Raw genomic sequence first — 20,823 nt, forward strand, 5'->3', positions numbered from 1 at the left:
CGTGACTCAGTTGTGGGAGTGAAGAGGTTTGCCGGCAAGGGCCAGAGCTGCTTCACCAATTGCTTCGTTTTGGGTGGGGTGAGTGTGAATCAGCGCGGCCAGATCCTCCGGATACGCTTCCCAATTCACCATAAGTTCGCCTTCACCGATCTGTTCACCCATACGGTCACCCACAGCATGGAACCCGACGATCGGGCCATCCTGGACGTTGATCAGCTTGACGAAACCACTGGTATTCAAGATATTTGATTTGCCATTGCCAGCCAAGTTGTATTCGACTGTGTGAACGGCATCGTCACCGTACTTTTCACGAGCCTGCTTTTCAGTCAGACCAACAGAAGCGATCTCCGGTTCACAGAAGGTGACGCGCGGAATTCCTGTCTCATCGATGACCTGAGGATTGAGCCCCGCGATCTCCTCGGCGACAAAAATTCCCTGCAGGAAGCCACGGTGAGCCAGCTGCAATCCGGGGACGATGTCGCCCACAGCGTAGACGTTGCCCACGCCGGTGCGCAGACGCTCGTCGGTAATTACGAAACCACGATCCATCGTGATGCCGGCCTCTTCGTAACCCAAGTCGTTGGTAACAGGACCGCGTCCGACTGCGACCAGCAGAATGTCGGCGTCAATTTCCTTACCGTTTTCGGTCGTGACGTGAACGCCGGAATCATCCTGCGTGGCACCGGCAAAACGCGTATTCGTGTGGAACTTGATGCCGCGCTTGCGGAACTGGCGCTCCAGCTGCTTTGAGACCGCTTCATCTTCGTTATTGGCCAGGTGCGGCAGTGCCTCGATGATCGTGACCTGAGCACCCAGTGAACACCACACGGAGGCAAACTCCAGGCCGATCACACCGCCGCCCAGGACGACCACGGATTCGGGCACCCATTCCATCTGCAGCGCCTGCTCAGAGGCGATAATACGGCCACCGATCTCGAGACCGGGGATTGAACGCGAGTATGACCCCGTCGCAAGGACGATGTTCTTTCCCGTCACGGTGCGACCGTCAACGTCAATCGTGGTGGGGGAGGTCAGACGGCCCCATCCCTCGATCACGTCGATCTTTCGCTGGGAAATCAGTCCCTGCAGGCCCTTGTAAAGCTTCTTGATGACAGAGTCGCGGTACTTCATCAGCTGTGGCATGTCCACGCCTTCGAAGGAGGACTTCACACCGAAGTGCTCGGATTCCTTGACCGTGTCGACGATCTCAGCGGCATGCAAATAGGCTTTCGTTGGAATGCAGCCGCGGTGCAGGCATGTGCCCCCGACTTTGTCTCCCTCGATCAGTGCAACTTTCAGTCCTAATTGGGCGCCTCGTAAGGCAGCGGCATATCCGCCGGATCCTGCTCCTAAGATGACGATGTCGTAATCGGGCTCGCTCACTTATTCACTCCTCAAAGTTGGACTCGTGTGGACCGTCATGGACCAACTGGGTCTATTGTCCCACTTGCAGCGGTTTTTTTCTGACTTGTACGTGGGAACTTTTGGTGCGCCATCCCATATCTGGCGCCATCGCGCCAAGAACGGCCGTTTTGTCGCTTCTGGGCCGTACTATGTCATATGCGACAGTACCGCCATTGCTGAAAGGAGACACTGTCCATGGGTGTTACGCCGGCACCACAGCCAGCAGAAAGCGTGGCAGATGATCGCGGCCCGTCATGGGGCTTGGGCCGCCTTGTTCCTGCCGCGTACTGGCTTTTCGGTGCATGGACAACGGTCGTGTCGATTCGTAGCCTGACAAGTCGGGGCGAGGAACCGCTGGGGCCCTATGCGCTCGCCCTGGTCGCCTCACTGCTGTACCTCGTTGCAGCAGCGGCGTTGACTCATAACGGGCGCCGCATGCGCATGGTCGGATGGGCCAGTGTCATCACTCAGACGGTCGGCCCACTGATCGTCGGACTGTCGTTCTGGGGAATCAACGAGCCCACATCCGAGCGATCCCCGTGGAGTCGTTTCGGCGCGGAATACTATTATCTGCCGCTGCTGCTGGCAGTCGTCGGACTGGTGTGGCTGTGGTGGTCAAATCCGCGTCGTATCGTGGAACTTGCCGAACAGATCGAACGCCAGCCGAGGCGCCGCAGTTAGCACGAGTGCGGGAATCCGATCTGACGCCAGGCCTCATACAGGCCGATAGCAGCCGAGTTCGCCAGGTTGAGTGACCGGATCCCCTCGCACATGTGGATACGGACCCGCGACGTCACACGCGGATCATCCATCACGTCCTCAGGCAGACCGGTCGGTTCGGGGCCAAACATCAACCCGTCGCCGTCGCTGTAGGACACATCGGTGTACATCGTGGTTGTGTGTCCGGTAAATGCCCAGATCTTTCCGGGAATGCCGGCCAGTGCATCGTCGAGGTTGGGGTGAACCTTCACGTGCGCCAAGTCGTGATAATCCAGGCCGGCGCGACGCAGTTTCGCGTCATCCATGTCGAAGCACAGTGGCTCAACCAGATGCAGCATCGATCCGGTGCATGCGGAAAGCCGGATGGCGGCTCCCGTATTGCCCGGGATGCGCGGTTCATAAAAGATCACATGTAACACGTGTTCAATCTTGCCCCTGTCGGGCGCTGACAGCGACATGGCGCGTCGTGATCTTTTACTCCTGAGGCGTGGCAAAGACTGCCGTCAGTCTCCCTCGTGCAATCGTGTGGAACATGGTTGCGAAGGCAACCTGGGCGGCCGAGGCGTCCTCGTCCACCTCGAGGGTTTCGACGTCCAGTGCGTGAACGGCAAAAATGTAGCGGTGCGGGCGATCTCCAGGCGGCGGGGCGGCTCCGTAGTACGAATGGTCGCCGTGGTCTGCGCGAATATGGAAAGCGGCGCCGTCAAGGTCAAGGTCGGAGGATCCGGCACCTTGTGGAAGTTCGGTCTGCGTGGCAGGAATGTCCACGATTATCCAGTGCCACCAACCTGACGGTGTGGGGGCGTCCGGATCGAAACATGTGACGACGAATGAGCGGGTCTGCTCGGGGAAGCCGCTCCACGCCAGATGGGGTGAGACGTTTCCTCCCTCGGCGCTGTGGATGGCGGGAAGAGTCTGGTTGTCAACAATGTCGTTGGAAGTCACGGGAAAAGTAGCGTCAACAGGCAGGAGATCGTAGGGATCGGGGGCTGTCGGGCGATCGTTGAGGTTCACCATTGCTCCTTTCGTTTGTGATATCCACCATAGTCGTGCTGTGCGTGGTTTTCGAGGGCGACTGGCGGATGGGCTCCAGATGCCGGGGGAGTGCCCTATGATATCGAACATCTGTTCGAAAGGAGGGGGAATGGCACTGAGTGCACGCGAACGACTGGAGCGCGCACGCGCAGCGCTTGCTCAGGCGGAAGAAGAAACTGGCGTGCGTCATCGCGACGAGTATGACATCCAACGCCATCTGAACTCACGTGCTCACGACGCCGAGGCTCCGGTGGGCAGTATTTTTCACGTTGAGCCCTCTGCGGCTCACCTGATCCGCGCCGTTATTGACCTGGCACCGCACGGAGCGTGGTGCGCATTTGTCGGCGTGGCGAATATGGGGTGGGAAGCGGCATCGAACATGGGACTTGAACTCGAACGCGTCATCGATGTGCCGCACCCGGATCGCTGTGCTGCCCAGATCCTGAGTACCCTGATCGACGGCGTGGATGTCGTTGCAGTGGGGCGGGTCGAACTGACCGTGCGCGAACAGCGCCAACTGGCAGGCAGAGCGCGCACACGCGGGATACGGATCGTCACTGCCTACCCGTGGATCGGTCTTTCGCGTCCGCTGGCTGCAAGTCTGGTGGCTCCAACGAAGCAGGCGGTCTGAGATGGCGGCCAGCAGACGCGTGGTGGTGTGGGTTCCCGACTGGCCTACCCAGTCACTTGCAGTTAACACGCCGCCAGGAGGGCGAGCCATTATTGCGTCAAATGGTCGCGTGCAGGCTGCGACACTGGCTGCGCGCCGCGCAGGTGTGCGCACGTCGATGCTCTTGACGACTGCGCAGTATCTGTGCCCCGACGCACTGATCTACCCAGATGATCCGCTTGAGCAAAATGCCGCATTCGAACATGTGCTCGATGCATGCGACCGGGTGGCCGCACATGTGACGTGCCTGCGGCCAGGACTGGCGTGGGCGCCTGCTGCAGGCCCGGCGCGGTGGGTTGGATCGGAAGAAAAACTCGCACAAAAACTGACTGAAACGATCGTTGAGGAATGCGGGGTCGAATGCCACGTGGGGATTGCGACGGGGATACTGACAGCAATATGGGCCGCCCGTTCTGATGAGATCGTTCCCGCCACCTGTGCCGAACAGTATGTGAGTGAAATACCGCTGGCGCATATCCCACGCATCGTGCCGTGTCAACGCACACAGGACGCACATCATGCGATCGAGGTGCTTGAGGACCTGGGGGTGACAACGTGCGCTGATGTGCTGCGTGTCGGCAAGAAGGCGCTGCTGTCACGATTCGGGCGCTCAGGGGAGGACCTGTGGAGCCTGGCCAGCGGGGGTGACCTGTTTATTGCGCCGCGTGCACGCACCACCTCAGCGGTGAACGTGGAACGCACATTCGATGACCCAGTGACCAGTCTTGACATGGTTGCCTTGCAGCTTCGAGCAGTGGCGGAAAATCTGCGGCAGAAACTGTGGAGCCAGGGTGTCAACGCGCACGCGCTGAGTATCCGCGTCGCGACGACAACAGGACAGGACTGTGAGCGCACATGGTGTGGGGTGAACTGCCTGGACCCCAGTGAAGTTGTTGATCGTCTGCGCTGGCAATTACGCGGCTGGCTTGACCGCCTGCTTCCACATGACGATGGCGATGCCGGTGGGTTGAGCACGATGCAGGTGGTGGCCTGCGACCTGTACGACACAGTAATGCCGGACCAGCTGTGGGCAGGGCCGGAGAGCAGTCGACGCGCTGAACGGGCCGCTTTGCGGGTGCAGTCAGTGGTCGGCACCGAGGGAGTGCGCGCGGTATGTATGCAGGGAGGATTCGATCCACGGTCGCGTGTGCACTCTTCCCCGTGGGGAAGCCCGGGACAAGAGCCCGTCAGGAGCGAAGGAGAATGGGACGGTGCTCTGCTGCGCGCGCCCACAGTGATGCTGGACAAACCCGAGCAGGTTGAGGTGCACGCCGGGCTGACTCCTGTCGTGGTGACTGAACGCGGATGCCTCAGCGCACCGCCCACACATATCGTGCGCGCCAGGGAACAGATCTCCATCGTGCAGGTGCAGGGCATCTGGGTTGTCCAAGGGCGCTGGTGGGAGGAACAGACAACAGAACGTTCGGCACGTGTCTATGTCATTGCAAGTCGGGACGGAAGCGACGTCCTGCTGAGCTTTCAGTCAGGCAGATGGTGGATCGAAGGTTTCTTTGAATAAAACGAGCTCGGGTACCATCAGGCTCAGGAGGACACGGTCGACGAGGAAAGGGAAGCTGTGGCGAAACTGTACTTCCGATACGGAGCGATGAACTCAGGCAAATCAACCGCACTGCTTCAGGTTGCCTACAACTACGAAGAACGTGGCCAGCATGTTCTGGTGATCAAACCGCGCGTCGACGTGCGCGGCAACGACACAGTGGTGTCCCGTCTGGGAGTAACGCGCACCGTTGATGTCCTTCTGGACTCCACCGATGACGTCTTTGAAGCGCTCGAGGCAACCGGCCGCATGGCTTCCACCTCTGCCATCCTGGTGGACGAAGCGCAATTTCTCACCCCACGTCAGGTTGACGATTTCCTGCGGGTAGCCGTCATGGATGGCATCCCCGTCCTGGCTTACGGCATTCGCACCGATTTCCGGACCAACGCATTTCCCGGTGCTCGCCGCCTCCTGGAAATCTCGCACAGCCTCGAAGAACTCAAAACGATTTGCCGATGCGGAAAGAAAGCAGTCTTCAACGGCCGCATCGTCAATGGCTCCTTCATCTTTGACGGCGGACAGGTCGCGATCGACGGTGTCGACTCAGGATATGAATCACTGTGCGCACGCTGCTACCTGCGTGAATCAGGCGGGAAGCTGGGAGACTGAGCATCTGCGCGCGCGGCGTCATAAACTGGAAAGATGGCTCCACGCGACATCGTGACGTATGTTCACCACCTCAGTGACGACGACATCATGATGCGCGTAGGCCCGGCAACGTGGGCAAAAGGGTTGGCGTTCTTTACCCGAGGCGACGTCCTGGACACCGACCTCACGTCGGAACGCGAAGCCCAGTGCCGCGTCAAAGGCCCCGGACTGACCTACCGCACATGGGTGAGCCTGCGTGACGGCGCCCCTGTACACCTGGATCTGAGCTGCGCGTGCGCGATCGGACGTGACTGTCCGCACAGTGTGGCAGCCTTACTTGCCGTGCGCTCCGTGCCCGCAGAATCGGAGGAGGGCCCCACATGGCGTGACAGGCTGCGCACCCTTTCCGGCACCACGGCGATGGAGGGTCAGCCACTGGCGTTACTGGTTGATACGCATAACCCTCGTGAACCTATTGCACTGACACCGCTGCGCCCTGGAATGCACAGCGCGTGGACCACGAAGCGTGCAACGTGGCAGGACCTGACCGCCACGCAGTGGGAATCGGTCACAGATGGACTCAACCCCACACACGTCGCGCTGATCAGGCAGGCCTACCGCCACTCACGTTCAGATGGAACGTACCGCTCACCAAATGACGTCACACTGGAATCGCTGGGCGTGCAGGCAGGGCCGTGGATTGAGGCAGCTACGCGAGCCGGCCTTGACATGTTCGTTGACCTCGACCCGCTCACACCACTGAGCGTCGACCCGACTCCCTGGCACGTCAGTCTCGACACCACTCGCACTGGCGAAACAGGCGACATTCTCATCAAACCCGTGCTCACCGACGGTGCGCGCATCGCCGCCCGAGTTCGCATCAGCGCAGCCACGCAGCTGGCATTCTTCAACGCCGGGCGCACAGTCGCACATATTCGTTCAGGAGCGCATCTGCTCGACGCGTTCGAAGGTGCCTCACCGCTGATCATTCCGGCTGAAGACGCGGCCGAATTCCATGCCCAGTGGCTTCCTCGGCTAAGCGGCACCAACCCGGTCATGTCCAGTGACGACTCAGTGAGCGCAGACGTTTCAGTTAAGACAAGCATCGTCGGACGCGTCAGTATGGATCACATCGAACACGTCGTGATGCGCTGGTGGGTCGATCAAGCTGTCGGCACCTCTCATGTGCGCACCGCCTACGACAGTACAGACCCCGATGTCACGCACCTGGCACGCAGCGTACAGTCTGCAATCGGCCAGATCTCGCTTCCCACCGGCGCGCCCTTGACCGTCGGCACACCCACCCGTATGCCCGCCTGGAAAGCCCCGGAACTGCTTGCCACCCTCGACGAGGTGACCGCCGACGCTCTGCAATGGGACGTGGACCCTGATGTGCGGGCACTGAGCATCAGCAATGAGGAACTGACGATCCACACGGACGCTGAACCGTCCTCATCCACCGACTGGTTTGATGTCCATATACGCATCCGCATCGGTGACAGTGATGTCGCCCTATCTGATGTCCTCACCGCACTTGCCGATGGACGCGATCATATGCTGGTTGAGGGGACGTGGGTCGCCCTCGACAGCGCTCGTATCAACAGGCTGCGCGCCCTGCTCCACAACGCGCAGGAACTGGGCGGCAGCTTCACTGAATCTGACCTGCAGCTATCGAGCATGCATGTGGGGCTGTGGGAAGAATTCGACGACCTGACGGACTCGCTCACCGTGCCCAACTCCCTGCGCCGCGCTATCGACGTGCTTACTGCCCGAGGTGCGCGCGATCCGTTGCCGCTGCCTGACACCCTTAATGCGGATCTTCGGCCCTACCAGGTCGACGGTCATCAGTGGATCACCTCCCACATTCACAACGGATTGGGCGGCATTGTCGCTGACGATATGGGCCTGGGCAAGACCCTGCAAATCCTCGCCTCGATCGCGTCGCAACGCGCTGGTGGCACCGAGCCGCCAGTTTTGGTGGTGGCACCGACCTCCGTCGTCGGCACATGGGTTGAACAGGCCGAACGCTTCCTACCCGAGCTGCGAGTCGTCGACATTACGTCAACCTCCAAACGTCGCGACGAATCACTTGACAGTGCCATCCGCGATGCCGACATCGTCGTCACCACATACACCATTGCGCGCCTGGAATCAGACCAATGGGCAGCGCGCGAATGGGGCGGCCTGGTGATCGACGAAGCGCAGCACGTGAAGAATCCGCGCACTGTCATCCACCGCCTGCTCATGCAGCTGTCCCGGCCGTGGACACTCGCAGTGACCGGTACACCCGTGGAAAATTCCGCAGCGGATCTGTGGGCGCTCGCAGCCCTGGTTGCTCCCGGCTTGTTGCCCGGCTGGAAAACGTTCAGCACACGTATCTTGCGGCCCATTGACGAGGGGGACGTGAACGCCGCCGCAGCGTTGAGCGCAGCGATCCGACCGTTCATCATGCGACGCACCAAGGAAGCAGTGGCACCTGATCTTCCCGCCAAGACTGAAACAACCGTCGGTGTGGAGCTGGGAGTTGAACACCGCCAGATCTACGACCAGTATCTGACGCGCATACGCGTCCAATTGCTCGATCTGCTTGACGACGCTTCACGGCACCGCATCGACATTCTGGCCGCGCTGACGCGACTGCGCCAGCTGGCCCTTGACCCGGCATTGGTCGATGAACACTACCAAGGTATTGGGTCGGCAAAGATCGACGTGCTGGTGGACCACTTGACGCAGATTCTGCCTGCAGGTCACAAGGCTCTGGTGTTCAGCCAGTTCACGTCCTACCTGGCACGAATCCGGGAGGAGCTGAAGCGGCGCTCCATTTCCTGTGTCCAGCTCGACGGTTCAACCCGCAATCGCCGCTCAGTGATTCAACAGTTTCGCGAGGGGGACGCTGACGTGTTCCTCATCTCCCTGAAGGCTGGGGGGACAGGACTGACATTGACGGAAGCGGACTACGTGTTCGTCATGGATCCATGGTGGAACCCGGCCGTGGAAGAACAGGCAGTGGATCGTGCGCACCGCATCGGGCAGGAACGTCCTGTCAGTGTGTACCGTCTGGTCGCCCTCGACACCATTGAACATAAAGTCGTCGAACTGCAGGAACGCAAACGTGAACTTGTGACATCCCTGGTTGATGCGGCTGTTGATCAGAAGGACGCGGGGCAGTGGACGCGCCTTAACGTGGCTGACCTGCGTGCGCTGATCGACGGATAAGACCGCTACAGAATCGAACAGATGTTCGATATAATGGTGGAGTGGTCGAACCTGCTCGTTACGCGGAATTACATGCTCACTGCGCATTCACATTCCTCGACGGCGCCAATACGCCCAGTGAGATGGTCGATGCTGCCTGCGCGCTGAACCTGGAGGCGCTCGCGGTACTGGATGTCGATGGTATGTATTCTGCAATACAGATGGCCACTGCCGGTCGAGCGCGCGGACTGCCGATTGTGTGCGGGGCGGAACTGACCCTGGATCCGCAGCAATTTTCAGCCCAGCCTGGATGGGGATTGATTCCCGGAGCCGAAGAACCCGGCATCCGTCTTCCCATCATCGCCACGAATCCGTGTGGATACACGCAGCTGTGTGCGGCAATGAGTCGGCACACCCTTTCTCATCCAGGTCGGCGCACGCCGATACACATGCTGGACGAACTGGGTGCAGGGGAGTGGATAGTGCTCACCGGCACGTCGCGTGGCCCGCTGCGTCGAGCGCTGCGGGCGGGTGGCATGCCGGCCGCCCGCTCCATGCTGACACGCCTGATCAGTATCTTTGGACGTGACCGCGTCGCCGTCGAAAGCGCGCTGAGCCCCACGGAGCCACCTGAGACTCTGCGTGCACTCAGTGAATTGGCCACAGGTGCCCACGTGCCGCTGGTTGCCACAACGGCCGCGCGATGTGCCACCCCGGCATCCGGGCCCCTCGGTGATGTCCTGGCTGCCACCCGACTGGGAATGTCACTGGAAGAAGCTGAACCGCATCTGCCGGCTTTTCGCTCCTTCCTGCGCAGCGCAGAAGAAATGCTGCTGATGTACCACGACTACCCGGATGCTGTTCGCATGGCGGCTGACATCGGATCTCACGCAAGTTTTGACCTGCGCCTCGTTGCCCCCCAACTGCCTGAAACGAAGGTGCCCGAGGGATTTACGTCCGCGACATGGTTGCGTCATCTGACTGAACAGGGCGCCCTCGAACGTTACGGAACGCGGGCAGACAACCCCCATGCGTGGGAGGTGATTGACCACGAACTGTCCATCATCGAACGCATGGATTTTCCGGGATATTTCCTGATCGTCAAAGAAATCGTTGACTTTTGTGCCTCCCGCAACATCCTGTGCCAGGGACGAGGATCAGCCGCCAATTCAGCCGTATGTTTCGCCCTCGGCATCACTGCGGTTGACGCGGTGCGTCACTCAATGCTTTTTGAACGCTTCTTGTCGCCTGGACGTTCCGGCCCTCCTGATATCGATGTCGACATCGAGGCAGGGCGGCGCGAAGAAGTCATCCAACATGTCTACGAGCACTATGGGCGTGAACGCGCCGCACAGGTTGCCACCGTCATCACCTACAGGCACCGCTCAGCGATCCATGATGCTGCTCGCGCATGCGGATATGCCGCCGGTGTTGCGACGAAGTGGAGCAAGAGCGAGGGCGACCCGCCCCCTGATCAGGTCACTCGAATCGCACAGAAAATGTCCGACCTTCCGCGTCACATGGGAATCCACACCGGAGGAATGGTGCTCACACGCACACCGGTCAGTCATATCTGCCCCGTGCAGTGGGGAGCCATGGAGGGCCGTTCCGTTCTCCAGTGGGACAAGGACGACTGCGCTGATGCCGGACTGGTGAAATTCGACTTGCTGGGATTAGGAATGCTCACCGCCATTCGCCGGGCATTCGACTGGCTGGGGGAGCGCGGCATTACCGGCAGGAACGGGCGCGCGCTGGGACTGCATAATCTGACAGAAGAGGATCCACGTGTCTACGACCTGCTGTGCGCAGCTGACACGGTGGGAGTGTTTCAGGTGGAGTCGCGCGCGCAGATGAATACATTGCCACGCCTTCGGCCGCGCTGCTTCTACGACATTGTGGTGGAGGTGGCGCTGATCAGACCTGGCCCCATCCAGGGGCAGGCAGTGAATCCGTATCTGCGTCGAAGACAGGGCGCAGAAGCGGTGACGTATCTGCACCCGCTGCTCAAGCCTGCGTTGGAAAAGACTCTGGGTGTTCCGCTGTTTCAAGAACAGCTCATGCGCATCGCGCAGGATGCGGCAGGTTTCACCGCGGCGCAAGCTGACCGCTTGCGCAAGGCGATGGGGTCGAAGCGTTCACTCAAACAGATGGACATGCTCAAACCTCCGCTGATGGAAGGAATGCGTCAACGCGGAATCTCTGAGCAATGCGCACACAGGATTTTTGATCAACTCCGAGGCTTCGCATCGTTCGGTTTTCCTGAGTCGCACTCCTTTTCCTTCGCTCACATCGTCTACGCGTCAGCCTGGCTGAAAGTGCACTACCCGGAGTTCTTCTACGCAGGTATCCTGTCCAGTCAGCCTATGGGGTTTTATTCTCCGGATAGCCTGATCCACGACGCGCGGCGTCACGGCGTAGCAGTTGCTCGGGCCGATGTGCAGTTTTCTGACGTATCCGCATGCGTCCAGCCCTACGACCCGGCTGTTGAGCGATGTGCAAACGAACGCGTTGAACTGGACATGGATGACGATGCCATGATTCGGATCGGGCTGGAATCGATACGCGGACTGGGGGAGGGTGCCCACCGCATCGTCGATGCGCGAGCTGACGGTCCGTTTTCCAGTATGAGTGACGTGGCGCAGCGTGCTCACCTCACCGAGCGCCAGGTGGAAGCATGCGCGCGAGCCGGTGCTTTCGATTCGCTGGCAATCAGCAGAAGAGACGCACTGTGGGGTGCCGAGCGAGTGGCAGAAGAACACGCGTATCAGCCGTATATTCCCGGTATCGAGGTGGGCACGACGCCAGGGAACCTGCCGCAGATGAGCGATGTTGACCAGATGCGCGCCGACTATCAGGCCACCGGCCTGACCGTGGCAGAACATCCGCTGGCCCTGATCCGCTCATTCCTTGATGATCGCGGCGTCGTGAAAGCGCGTGACCTGATGGAGAAAGGTGACGATGGGTCCATCGCGTCAGTCGCTGGTATTGTCACGCACCGCCAACGTCCCCACACAGCGCGCGGCCTGATTTTCGTGTCTTTAGAAGACGAAAGCGGGTTTGCCAACATTGTGTGCTCACCGGGACTGTGGACGCGTTATCGCACCACCGCCACGACAGCGCAGGCGCTGATCGTCAGTGGCACTGTCGAAAGAGGCGAGGGTGTCGTCATGATCCGGGCACATTCGCTCAAAGAGCTGCACATGCCGATGCGCGTCCGATCACGAGACTTCCGCTGAAGCCTCGGTTTTCTGGCCGTCAGCCTCGGATTCGCCGTCGCCGCGGTTGCGGAAAAAACGCACAATTCTGGTGCCGATCTTGTTCTCGTGCTCTTCCTCAACGTCGGGCGCATTGCGGCGTTCAGGCAACGGATCTTCGATCGGTGCATCACGCTCATACAGTTCAGAGAAGACAGACCAGATCACGCCGATAATCGGGATCGCGATGACGGCACCCAGCAGGCCGGCCGTGAGTGTACCGACGGTGACGCCGACACCGACAACCACCGGGTGCAAAGACACCTGCTTGCCCATGATGAGGGGCTGGAGGACGTGACCTTCGAGCTGGCCGATGCCGGCGATGCCGAGGCCAACGATGGCGGCCTGCATCAAACCGCCGCTTGCAGCAGCCACGATCATCGCAATGATCATCGCTGCGGGCGCACCAATCAGGGGAATGAAGGCACCAATGAACACCAGGACGCCCAATGCGGGCGCAACCGGTACGCCCAGGATCTGCAGGAAGATCCCTGCCAACAGACCATCGGTCGCGGCCACGATCATCGTGCCGCGCGCGTAGCCCGAGAAAGTGTCCCATCCTGCCAGAGCTGCGCGATGGATAGGCTCACGCCTGCGTGCCGGTGTGACATCCAGGAACCAGCGCCACATTTTTTCTCCCGACAGCAGGAAGAAGATCGTGATGAACAAGCCCAGTGCGGCGATTGTGAACGTGATGGCAGCGGCTGAGACATTTGACAGGAGGTCGGATGCCAGCCTGCTCCAGTTTTGCTGGACGTATTGCTGGCCTTTGGCGATCATGTCGTTCATCCATGCGGACACATCCTGCGGCGTGACCTTGATGTCGAATGGCAGGGAGGACAGGAAATCGGAGATCACATCCAGACCGCGTGAGAACTGATTGGCCAGCCTCGTCCACTGTCCCATCACGGAGTTGACGACCAATGCCATCAAACCTGCGAAGATGCCGAAGAATCCCAGCAATGTCAGAACCACTGACAGGCCACGCGGAATGAAGCGCGAAAGGAAATTGACCACGGGATTGAGAATCGCAGTGACCACCAGTGCGACGAAAACAGCGATGAAGACCGGGGTGACGCGTGCCAGAGCATAGACGACGGCGGCGACGATGATCATGATGCCGATCAGGGCCCACGCTGCCAGGCCGGATTTACGCAGCCAGTCAGGAAGCTCAGGTCGCTTCACGGCAGTATTGGCCCGCGAATGCTTGGTCGGAGGTGAGGAGACGCGTCGCCGTCGGGGTGTGTGATATGAGGCAGGGTGCGCCGGCGTGGATGTGCGCGTCGTGGCCGGCACCTGAGTGACGTGCGGAGAACGTACGAACCGGCTCAGGTTCTGCTTCAGATTGCCGAACTTTGAGGTGCGTGATGAATCAGTCATGAGTGATCTCCCATCAGCAGCTGGCGCAGTTCGTCGGCATCGTGGGCAACTGCCAGTGCCTGATCGAACTCGCCAGGATGCGAATAGCCCCAGCCTGCCCCGATCGCCGGCAGACCGACTTCCAGAGCACCTTCCACGTCCCATGAACGGTCACCTACCACGACGGGGCGAGAAATGTCGAGGCCTTTTTCCTCCAGGCGCTTCAGTGCATCGCGGATCACATGAGCTTTCGAATAGGCGGGATCTGGGATGGCTCCCGCAATGACATCGATGAAGCGATCAAAACCCAGATGAACCATCTGGTCGCGCGCCATGTATTCCTGTTTTGAGGTAGCCGTAGCCAAGGCGTATCCGGCGGCATGCAAATCTTCCAGAAGCTGTCCAATGCCGGGATACGGTTCTGGCTGAAGGAACAGTTCACGATAGTAGTGACGGTAGATGGTGGCAGCATTGTCAGCCTGCTCAGCATCCATCCCCAGATCCATGAAGGAGTCCCACAACGGTGGGCCGACGTATTTCCCCAGCTCATCGCGTGAACGAGACGGATAGTTCAAGTGTGCAAGTGTGCGTTGGAACGAGTCGATAACGACACTTGCCGAATCGACAATTGTGCCGTCCACGTCGAAAAGTACACAGGTCCAGCGAGAAGTTTCCACGTCTCTACTGTAGAGCAGAGTTAAAAATAATCGCGACACCGCAAGGTGTCGCGACCATTCTGCTCATTGTGCGCGGAGGGGGACTTGAACCCCCACCCTCTAAAGCGAGGACTAGCACCTCAAGCTAGCGCGTCTGCCTATTCCGCCACCCGCGCAACGCTCAATGAGAGCGGATAGAACTTTAACACGACAATGGTACCTGTCGGCAAATCGAAACGTCCAATATGAACGAGCGACACGTCACATTTGCTCATGAGTTAGGTGACAAAGGCCCGGGCACCCTGACAATCGAGCAAAGTTATGAGACAGTTGCCAACATGCACATCGACATTTGGTCTGACGTGGCATGCCCGTGGTGCTATCTGGGTCTTCACCACCTGCGCACGGCCCTGGGCTCATTCGAGCATGCTGACGAGGTTGAGATTCGACTTCACGCCTACTTCCTTGACCCTGACTTAGCAGAACCGTTGGAGCTATCTCAAAGCGAATACCTGACAGCACATCGTGGAATGTCAGAAGAAGATGCAGACAAGAGCCTGGCTCAATTCACTGAGTTGGGGATGGCTGAGGACATCACCTTCAACTTCGAAACGATGGTGGTGGCGCCCACCTCGAACGCACACCGGCTCCTCGCCGCAGCCTACGAACACGACCTTGCGCACGACACGCTGACAGGTGCGAATACCACTCAGCTTGCTCTGGCTGAAGCGCTTGATCGTGCCCACTTCGAAATGGGTCAGGACGTCTCCGATCCGGAGGTGTTGATTCAGTGTGCGAAGCGAGTCGGTATGTCAGCAGAAGATGTGGTGGCCGCCCTCGCTGATGAGCAGCGAGCAGCAGATGTAGTTTCCGACTACCAGATCGCCGTTGAAATGGGTGTTGAGTCGGTTCCCACCATGCTCATCGATCAGAAGTTTGTGATCCAGGGCGCACAGAATGCGCAGGCCTTGGGGACTATGCTGGCGACCGCGTGGGAACACACTCACGCTGAAGCCTGAAGCGATCATCCAAAGGAGGATTCAATGTCGCTCGCTCCCTTCACGGTCACCGGCGCGCGCATCTCCCTGGTGCCACTAGCTTGTGACGATGCCAACGATATCTACCGTCTGTGCCAGGACCCTGCCATCATGCAGTGGACGACGGTTCCCTCGCCATATTCGCGTGACCAGGCCAGGGAATTCGTTGAAAAAGTCGCGAACGCTGGCTGGGAGAAGAACGAACCACACTGGGCGATCCGCACCGTGGCCACCAACACGCTCGTGGGCACCCTGTCGATGCGGATTCAATCCGAGGACGGGACGCTCGATGTGGGCTACTGGGTAGGCGCCGACAGCCGTGGATCAGGCTACGCTACCGAAGCACTTATCCTGGCTGCGCGCGTCGCATTCGATACGCTGAACGCGCCGCGCCTCGTGTGGCGCTCACGGGTCGGCAACTGGCCATCGTGGCGCGTGGCGTGGCGACTGGGCTTCCACGCAGGCAAACGAGGGCGGCAAGTCGAAAACGACAAGGGTGAAGAAATCTGGGAAGCATTCCTTGAACCAGATGACACGATGGAGCCTGCTGCACCGTGGGACGGGCCGGCTGCACCCGCACCGGTGATGGGGCGGCACAGTGGCACCTCGCACACACCGGGCCGCAGCACGCGTAGCCCCCAGGAACTGGTCAGCGAGTTCCACTCGACCTACCACATGCCCAACCGTGTGGCAGACGGCGGGGAACCCACACTGGACTACGACCGTGTCATGATGCGCATGAGCCTGATCGCTGAGGAATTCAGCGAACTGATTGGAGCCATGTGGGGACCTGACGCGAGGACACTCATCGAGCAGGCCTATCAGCAGGCAGCTGAAGGCGATCATGCCACCTCGGATATCGTCGAGACCGCTGACGCTTTGGCCGACCTGGTCTACGTCATCTACGGGATGGCACTGGAATCAGGCATCGACCTGGATGCGGTCCTGGAAGAAGTTCAGGCATCGAACCTGTCCAAACTCATGCCGGATGGGTCGGTGAAGCGTCGTGAGGACGGAAAAGTTCTGAAGGGACCGAACTTTTTCCCACCCAATATTGCTCGCGTGCTCCACCTGGACGACTGACACGTGAGATGATGGCATCATCATCAACGAAGGAGATCAACTGTGACCAAAGTGGTAGTTGTCGGCGGTGGGTACGGTGGTGTCACCGTCGCGAAAGGACTGGATCCAGTCGCTGACGTGATCCTCATTGAGCAGAAGGACCAATTCGTTCACCACGCGGCCGCACTTCGGGCAGCAGTCGACGAGGTGTGGGAGCACGCCATTTTCATGCCGTACTCGAACCTGCTGAAGAATGGGCAGGTGATCCAGGGCGTCGTCTCGTCAGTGACGGGGACGACGGTGCATGTCTTTGGACACGACCCCATCGAAGCGGACTACGTGATCCTGGCAAGTGGATCAACGTATCCGTTCCCCGCAAAGTACTCCTCCTCGAAAGCGACTGTGGCGAAAGCGCGCCTTGAACAGCTCCACGACGCACTGACATCGGCCGGCTCGGTCATGTTGGTAGGCGGAGGCACCGTCGGCATTGAGATGACAGGTGAGTTGGCCAGCGCGTTCCCTGATCTGGAGATCATTCTGGTTGAATCCGGTGACTCCATTCTGTCCACGCCCGGCTACACGCAGGAGCTTCGCGACGCGATCACGGAACAGCTCGACGAACTGGGTGTGCGCGTGGTGACAGGCTCCCCGCTGGCATATTTGCCGCCGATTCAGGCCGGCCAGCTAGGACGCTTCAGTGTTCAGACGCATAACGGTGACCAGATCGAGGCAGATATATGGTTCCAGTGCTACGGCGCGACAGCGAACTCCGGATACCTGGCGGGAACGGAATACGAAGAACTACTTCACCCGAACGGAACAATTCGTGTTGATCCCACGCTGCAGGTCAAGGGACACTCCAACGTGTACGCCATTGGTGATATCACCGACGTGCGTGAATCCAAGCGCGCAGATGCGGCACGTCAGCAAGCCCGAGTTGTCATTGCCAATATCACGCATCAACTGGAAGGCGGAGAGCCCGATATCTCCTACCAACCCACCAAGGAGTGGGTCATCTTGCCGCTCGGGCCGTCGATGGGTGCATCGCAGCTGATCGACGCAGACGGGAATATGCGTATCCTCGGTGCAGAACAGACAGCGGAGATCAAGGGCACTGATCTGATGGTTTCCGTTATCCGCTCGCAACTGAATCTTCCCTGAATTGAGCACGTCAATTTAGGCGTGAACAGGTAGGCTGGGAGCATGACACAAGATCCTCGCGACGCGCTGAACTTACTCATCGCAGCATTTGAGCACCACTTTGATGTCGTCCAGGGCGGCACAGCCGCGTCGGATGCCGTCATTTCGCAGGCAGAAGAACGCCTCCGTGATGCGTTCTTCACCTACGACGACGTTCTCTTCACACGATTCGACGCTGAACTGCCGTTCGACATTCTGGATGAAGATGATGACGACGACGATGATGACGACTATGAGGACGACGGCGAAGACGAAGATGATGACGATGACAGCTTCGACGGCTTCGACGATGACGAGTACGACCAGATCGACCTGGACGACGATAACGACGAGGACGACTAATCTACGCGCGGATCAGATACTTCGCTGAGTACCGTTCGGATCTGCTCAGGAAGTGGATCCTGACATTCGAGCAGCTGATCGAGCTGTCGGACCGTGCGCGGACCGACGATCGCGCTTGCCACACCCTCAGCGTCACGCACCCATGCCAACGCCACATCCATACTCGTGCGATCAAGCCCCTGAGCAGCGCGTTCGAGGGCGTTGACCGTGCCAGACAAAGCAGGATCCAGGTAGCGTTCAACGGTATAACGCAAGTGCGGTGACGCGGCGCGTGAATCTGGGGGAGTGGCATGACGATACTTCCCGGTCAGGACGCCGCACGCCAGTGGCGAATGCGCCAGGATTCCCATCCCGGCTGAGCGTGCCGGTGCAAACACCTGAGACTCGAGGCCGCGATCCAGCAGTGACCAGGCATCTTCCAACGCAACCACAGGCATCCCCGCCAGGGCCGCCCTCGTCGATGCTGATGCCGCCGTCCACGCCGACGCGTGAGCGATCCCTACGTAGCGCGCACGACCCGAACGCCAGGCGACCTCCAGCGCGGACAGTGTTTCGTCGACCGGAATGTGCGGCGTGAACTCCGCGAGCCACAGGTCAACGAAATCGGTGTGCCACCGGGCCAGCGCATCGTCCAGACTGGCGAGCATGTCGCCGCGCGCCGCACTGGCACGCCACTTAGTGGACGCATCCAGGTGTGCGCCCCCTCGAAGTGCGATCACGAGCTGATTGCGACTGACTGTGCTGATGAGCGACCCGAGGACGTCCACCGCCGCGCCGTCTCCGTGCGTTGGTGCAATTTCGATCAGGTTCCCACCGGCATCGACAAAATGGCGCAGCATGTCTTCAGCTTCGTGCTCATCGGTGTCGCGGCCCCACGTGAGTGTGCCGAGTCCAACATCAGAGACGCTCAGGCCCGAACGGCCGCAAAAACGAGTGCGCATACTGTAACCGTAGTGTGGTGGTGACCGGGTGGCGCGGTAGGGGAATCGGCGTGGTGCCCGTACAGTAGGCCTCATGAGTTGGCTTGATGCAATCATCCTGGGGCTGGTTCAGGGCCTCACGGAGTTTCTTCCTATTTCCTCATCTGCTCACCTGCGCATTGTGGGAGAGCTGATCGGACAGGCAGATCCGGGAGCTGCCTTCACCGCGATCACGCAGATCGGAACTGAAACCGCAGTGCTGGTGTTCTTCTGGAAAGACATCGTGAGGATCGTGTCGAAATGGGCGCGTTCCCTTCCCGTAGTCGGCCCCGCCAAGCGCGTCAGCGGTGCCGATCCCGATGCGCGCATGGGGTGGATGATCATCGTCGGATCCCTGCCGATCGGAATCCTTGGACTGCTGCTCGAAGATTGGATCGACACATCATTCCGTAACCTGTGGATCACGGTGGCCATGCTTGTTTTCTTCGGTCTGCTGCTCGGCACGGCTGATCGCTTGGGGCGCAGGGAACTCACCCTTGACCGCATGAGCTGGCGCGATGCCATTGCTTACGGCTTTGCTCAGGCGATGGCTCTCATTCCCGGCGTCTCCCGTTCAGGTGGCACCATCACGATGGGGCGCGCGCTGGGCTACACGAGAGAAGCCGCAGCGCGCTACTCATTCCTGTTGGCCATGCCCGCCGTCTTCGCATCGGGGTTCTACAAGATGGCCAAGGTGATCGGCGGTGGTGACATTGTTGCGGTCGGACCGACGATCCTGGCCACGCTCATCGCTTTCGGCGTGGGATACGTGGTGATCATGTGGTTCCTCAAGTTGATCTCCACCCGCTCGTTCAGCCCCTTCGTCGTGTACCGCCTGGGTCTGGCCACCCTCGTCGCGATCCTGCTGCTGACCGGCGTCCTGACGCCCGGGGGAGTCGCAGCCTGACGAGAGTGACTTACTGACTCGCACGCATGGACAGTACACGCTCGATGCCTTCTTCAGGAATATCGGGCACCTGACCGCCAAAGATGGGGCACATGGACTGCACGTGGCACCAGTTGCACAGCGGGTTTTTTGTCGGAACAAAACGACGTTGGCGAGCCGCGCTTTCGATGCGCTCCCACAGCTGTGCCACATCGGCGCGAATGTCCACCATGTCGGCGTCGGTGGGGTCCAAGGTGAGAACCTGACCGGACTTGATGTACACCAACTGCGTGCGGGCCGGAAGTTCGCGTGTGAGCTGAAGCAGCAATGCGTAGAAGCGCATCTGGTAGAGAGCTTCGTCCTGGAAACGTGGACTGGGAGCCTTGCCTGTCTTGTAGTCCACAACGCGCAGCTGGCCTGTGGGAGCCTGATCGATGCGGTCGATGAATCCGCGCAGACGAATGCCTTCGGGCATCACCACAGTGATCAGTTCTTCACGTCCAACCGGTTCAAGCCACCGTGGATCCTCGATATGGAAGTACTGCTCGATTACGGTTCGCACGTCACGCATCCATGACTGCAAATCCTCTTCAGAATCGAACAGATCCATCACTGTATGATCGTTGCTGCGTAACACTTCCCATTGCGGGGCAACCAGTTCCTGAGCATGCTCAGGGGTGCGATCGTGCTGCGGCACGTTGAAGAGATGCTCGAGGACAGCGTGTACGAGGGTGCCCATCGCCGTGGCACGTGTGGCGGGCGAGGGAATGCGATCCACAACCAACAGACGGAACTTGAGAGGGCATTTCATGAAATCGCGGGCGCGCGACACCGACAGTGCTGGCGCCCACTGTTCAGACGATGATGAAGACGGCATGTGCCTACCGTAACGCCGCGC

At 59.8% G+C, this 20,823-nt stretch carries 18 protein-coding genes and 1 tRNA gene; 11 read left to right on the top strand and 8 right to left on the bottom strand.

Features of this window, described 5'->3' with window-relative positions:
* Positions 1–6: 6 nt before the first annotated feature.
* Positions 7–1,383, bottom strand: a complete 1,377-nt coding sequence (gene lpdA / locus BN3002_RS03500; RefSeq protein ID WP_058236612.1) for a dihydrolipoyl dehydrogenase — start codon at positions 1,381–1,383, stop codon at positions 7–9.
* 216 nt (positions 1,384–1,599) lie between these two features.
* Between lpdA and BN3002_RS03505 the strand changes: the two genes are divergently transcribed.
* The gene (locus BN3002_RS03505; protein WP_058236613.1) at positions 1,600–2,085 is read left to right on the top strand and encodes a hypothetical protein; all 486 of its coding nucleotides are present in this window, start codon (positions 1,600–1,602) and stop codon (positions 2,083–2,085) included.
* Here the strand turns inward: BN3002_RS03505 and BN3002_RS03510 are convergent.
* Together BN3002_RS03510 and BN3002_RS03515 are read right to left on the bottom strand one after the other, a co-directional pair.
* Positions 2,082–2,543, bottom strand: coding sequence for a tRNA (cytidine(34)-2'-O)-methyltransferase (locus tag BN3002_RS03510; protein WP_058236891.1), 462 nt, complete (start codon positions 2,541–2,543; stop codon positions 2,082–2,084). The genes BN3002_RS03505 and BN3002_RS03510 overlap by 4 nt on opposite strands.
* Before the next feature lie 55 nt (positions 2,544–2,598).
* Positions 2,599–3,138 carry a YbhB/YbcL family Raf kinase inhibitor-like protein gene (locus tag BN3002_RS03515; RefSeq protein ID WP_257525469.1) on the bottom strand — a complete coding sequence of 180 codons (540 nt, stop codon included), beginning with the start codon at positions 3,136–3,138 and terminating at the stop codon, positions 2,599–2,601.
* A gap of 130 nt (positions 3,139–3,268) precedes the next feature.
* Here BN3002_RS03515 and imuA' point away from each other — a divergent pair, with 130 nt between their 5' ends.
* From imuA' to BN3002_RS03540, 5 genes are read left to right on the top strand one after another with little or no spacing between them, the layout of a single operon-like run.
* Positions 3,269–3,790 carry a DnaE2-dependent mutagenesis accessory factor ImuA' gene (gene imuA' / locus BN3002_RS03520; RefSeq protein WP_058236615.1) on the top strand — a complete coding sequence of 174 codons (522 nt, stop codon included), beginning with the start codon at positions 3,269–3,271 and terminating at the stop codon, positions 3,788–3,790.
* A 1-nt stretch (position 3,791) separates the two neighbouring features.
* Positions 3,792–5,348 (top strand): DNA polymerase Y family protein, encoded by a 1,557-nt coding sequence (locus tag BN3002_RS03525; protein ID WP_058236616.1) that lies wholly within the window; start codon positions 3,792–3,794, stop codon positions 5,346–5,348.
* A gap of 57 nt (positions 5,349–5,405) precedes the next feature.
* The gene (locus tag BN3002_RS03530; RefSeq protein WP_058236617.1) at positions 5,406–5,996 is read left to right on the top strand and encodes a thymidine kinase; all 591 of its coding nucleotides are present in this window, start codon (positions 5,406–5,408) and stop codon (positions 5,994–5,996) included.
* A gap of 33 nt (positions 5,997–6,029) precedes the next feature.
* The gene (locus BN3002_RS03535; protein WP_058236618.1) at positions 6,030–9,191 is read left to right on the top strand and encodes a DEAD/DEAH box helicase; all 3,162 of its coding nucleotides are present in this window, start codon (positions 6,030–6,032) and stop codon (positions 9,189–9,191) included.
* 41 nt (positions 9,192–9,232) lie between these two features.
* Positions 9,233–12,406 (top strand): error-prone DNA polymerase, encoded by a 3,174-nt coding sequence (locus BN3002_RS03540; RefSeq protein WP_058236619.1) that lies wholly within the window; start codon positions 9,233–9,235, stop codon positions 12,404–12,406.
* Here BN3002_RS03540 and BN3002_RS03545 read toward each other — a convergent pair.
* The 3 genes from BN3002_RS03545 to BN3002_RS03555 form a co-directional block, all read right to left on the bottom strand.
* Positions 12,389–13,804, bottom strand: coding sequence for an AI-2E family transporter (locus BN3002_RS03545; RefSeq protein ID WP_058236620.1), 1,416 nt, complete (start codon positions 13,802–13,804; stop codon positions 12,389–12,391). The genes BN3002_RS03540 and BN3002_RS03545 overlap by 18 nt on opposite strands.
* Positions 13,801–14,460: an HAD hydrolase-like protein gene (locus tag BN3002_RS03550; protein WP_058236621.1), complete on the bottom strand. Its 660-nt coding sequence runs from the start codon at positions 14,458–14,460 to the stop codon at positions 13,801–13,803. Before BN3002_RS03550 ends, BN3002_RS03545 begins: the two co-directional genes overlap by 4 nt.
* 69 nt (positions 14,461–14,529) lie before the next feature.
* Positions 14,530–14,615 (bottom strand) — tRNA-Leu (locus BN3002_RS03555).
* Positions 14,616–14,684: 69 nt separating this feature from the next.
* On the opposite strand from BN3002_RS03555, the gene BN3002_RS03560 reads away from it, so the two are divergent.
* From BN3002_RS03560 to BN3002_RS03575, 4 genes are read left to right on the top strand one after another with little or no spacing between them, the layout of a single operon-like run.
* Positions 14,685–15,458, top strand: a complete 774-nt coding sequence (locus BN3002_RS03560; protein ID WP_227469308.1) for a DsbA family oxidoreductase — start codon at positions 14,685–14,687, stop codon at positions 15,456–15,458.
* 24 nt (positions 15,459–15,482) lie between these two features.
* Positions 15,483–16,559 carry a GNAT family N-acetyltransferase gene (locus tag BN3002_RS03565; RefSeq protein WP_058236622.1) on the top strand — a complete coding sequence of 359 codons (1,077 nt, stop codon included), beginning with the start codon at positions 15,483–15,485 and terminating at the stop codon, positions 16,557–16,559.
* Positions 16,560–16,601: 42 nt separating this feature from the next.
* Entirely contained in the window at positions 16,602–17,699 is a 1,098-nt protein-coding gene (locus BN3002_RS03570; protein ID WP_058236623.1) for an NAD(P)/FAD-dependent oxidoreductase, read from the top strand.
* Between the two features lie 42 nt (positions 17,700–17,741).
* Positions 17,742–18,080 (top strand): hypothetical protein, encoded by a 339-nt coding sequence (locus BN3002_RS03575; RefSeq protein WP_058236624.1) that lies wholly within the window; start codon positions 17,742–17,744, stop codon positions 18,078–18,080.
* On the opposite strand, the gene BN3002_RS03580 is transcribed toward BN3002_RS03575, so the two are convergent.
* Entirely contained in the window at positions 18,077–19,021 is a 945-nt protein-coding gene (locus BN3002_RS03580) for an aldo/keto reductase (protein ID WP_058236625.1), read from the bottom strand. The two genes, BN3002_RS03575 and BN3002_RS03580, sit on opposite strands and share 4 nt — an antisense overlap.
* A 73-nt stretch (positions 19,022–19,094) precedes the next feature.
* On the opposite strand from BN3002_RS03580, the gene BN3002_RS03585 reads away from it, so the two are divergent.
* Positions 19,095–19,946, top strand: coding sequence for an undecaprenyl-diphosphate phosphatase (locus tag BN3002_RS03585; RefSeq protein WP_058236626.1), 852 nt, complete (start codon positions 19,095–19,097; stop codon positions 19,944–19,946).
* A gap of 10 nt (positions 19,947–19,956) precedes the next feature.
* Here the strand turns inward: BN3002_RS03585 and BN3002_RS03590 are convergent, their stop codons facing one another.
* On the bottom strand, positions 19,957–20,802 hold the full coding sequence (locus BN3002_RS03590; protein ID WP_058236627.1) for a RecB family exonuclease: 846 nt from the start codon (positions 20,800–20,802) through the stop codon (positions 19,957–19,959).
* Between the last annotated feature and the right edge of the window lie 21 nt (positions 20,803–20,823).

Origin of the sequence: Actinomyces ihuae (genome assembly GCF_001457875.1) — a bacterium.
Classification (GTDB): Bacteria; Actinomycetota; Actinomycetes; order Actinomycetales; family Actinomycetaceae; genus Pauljensenia; species Pauljensenia radingae_A.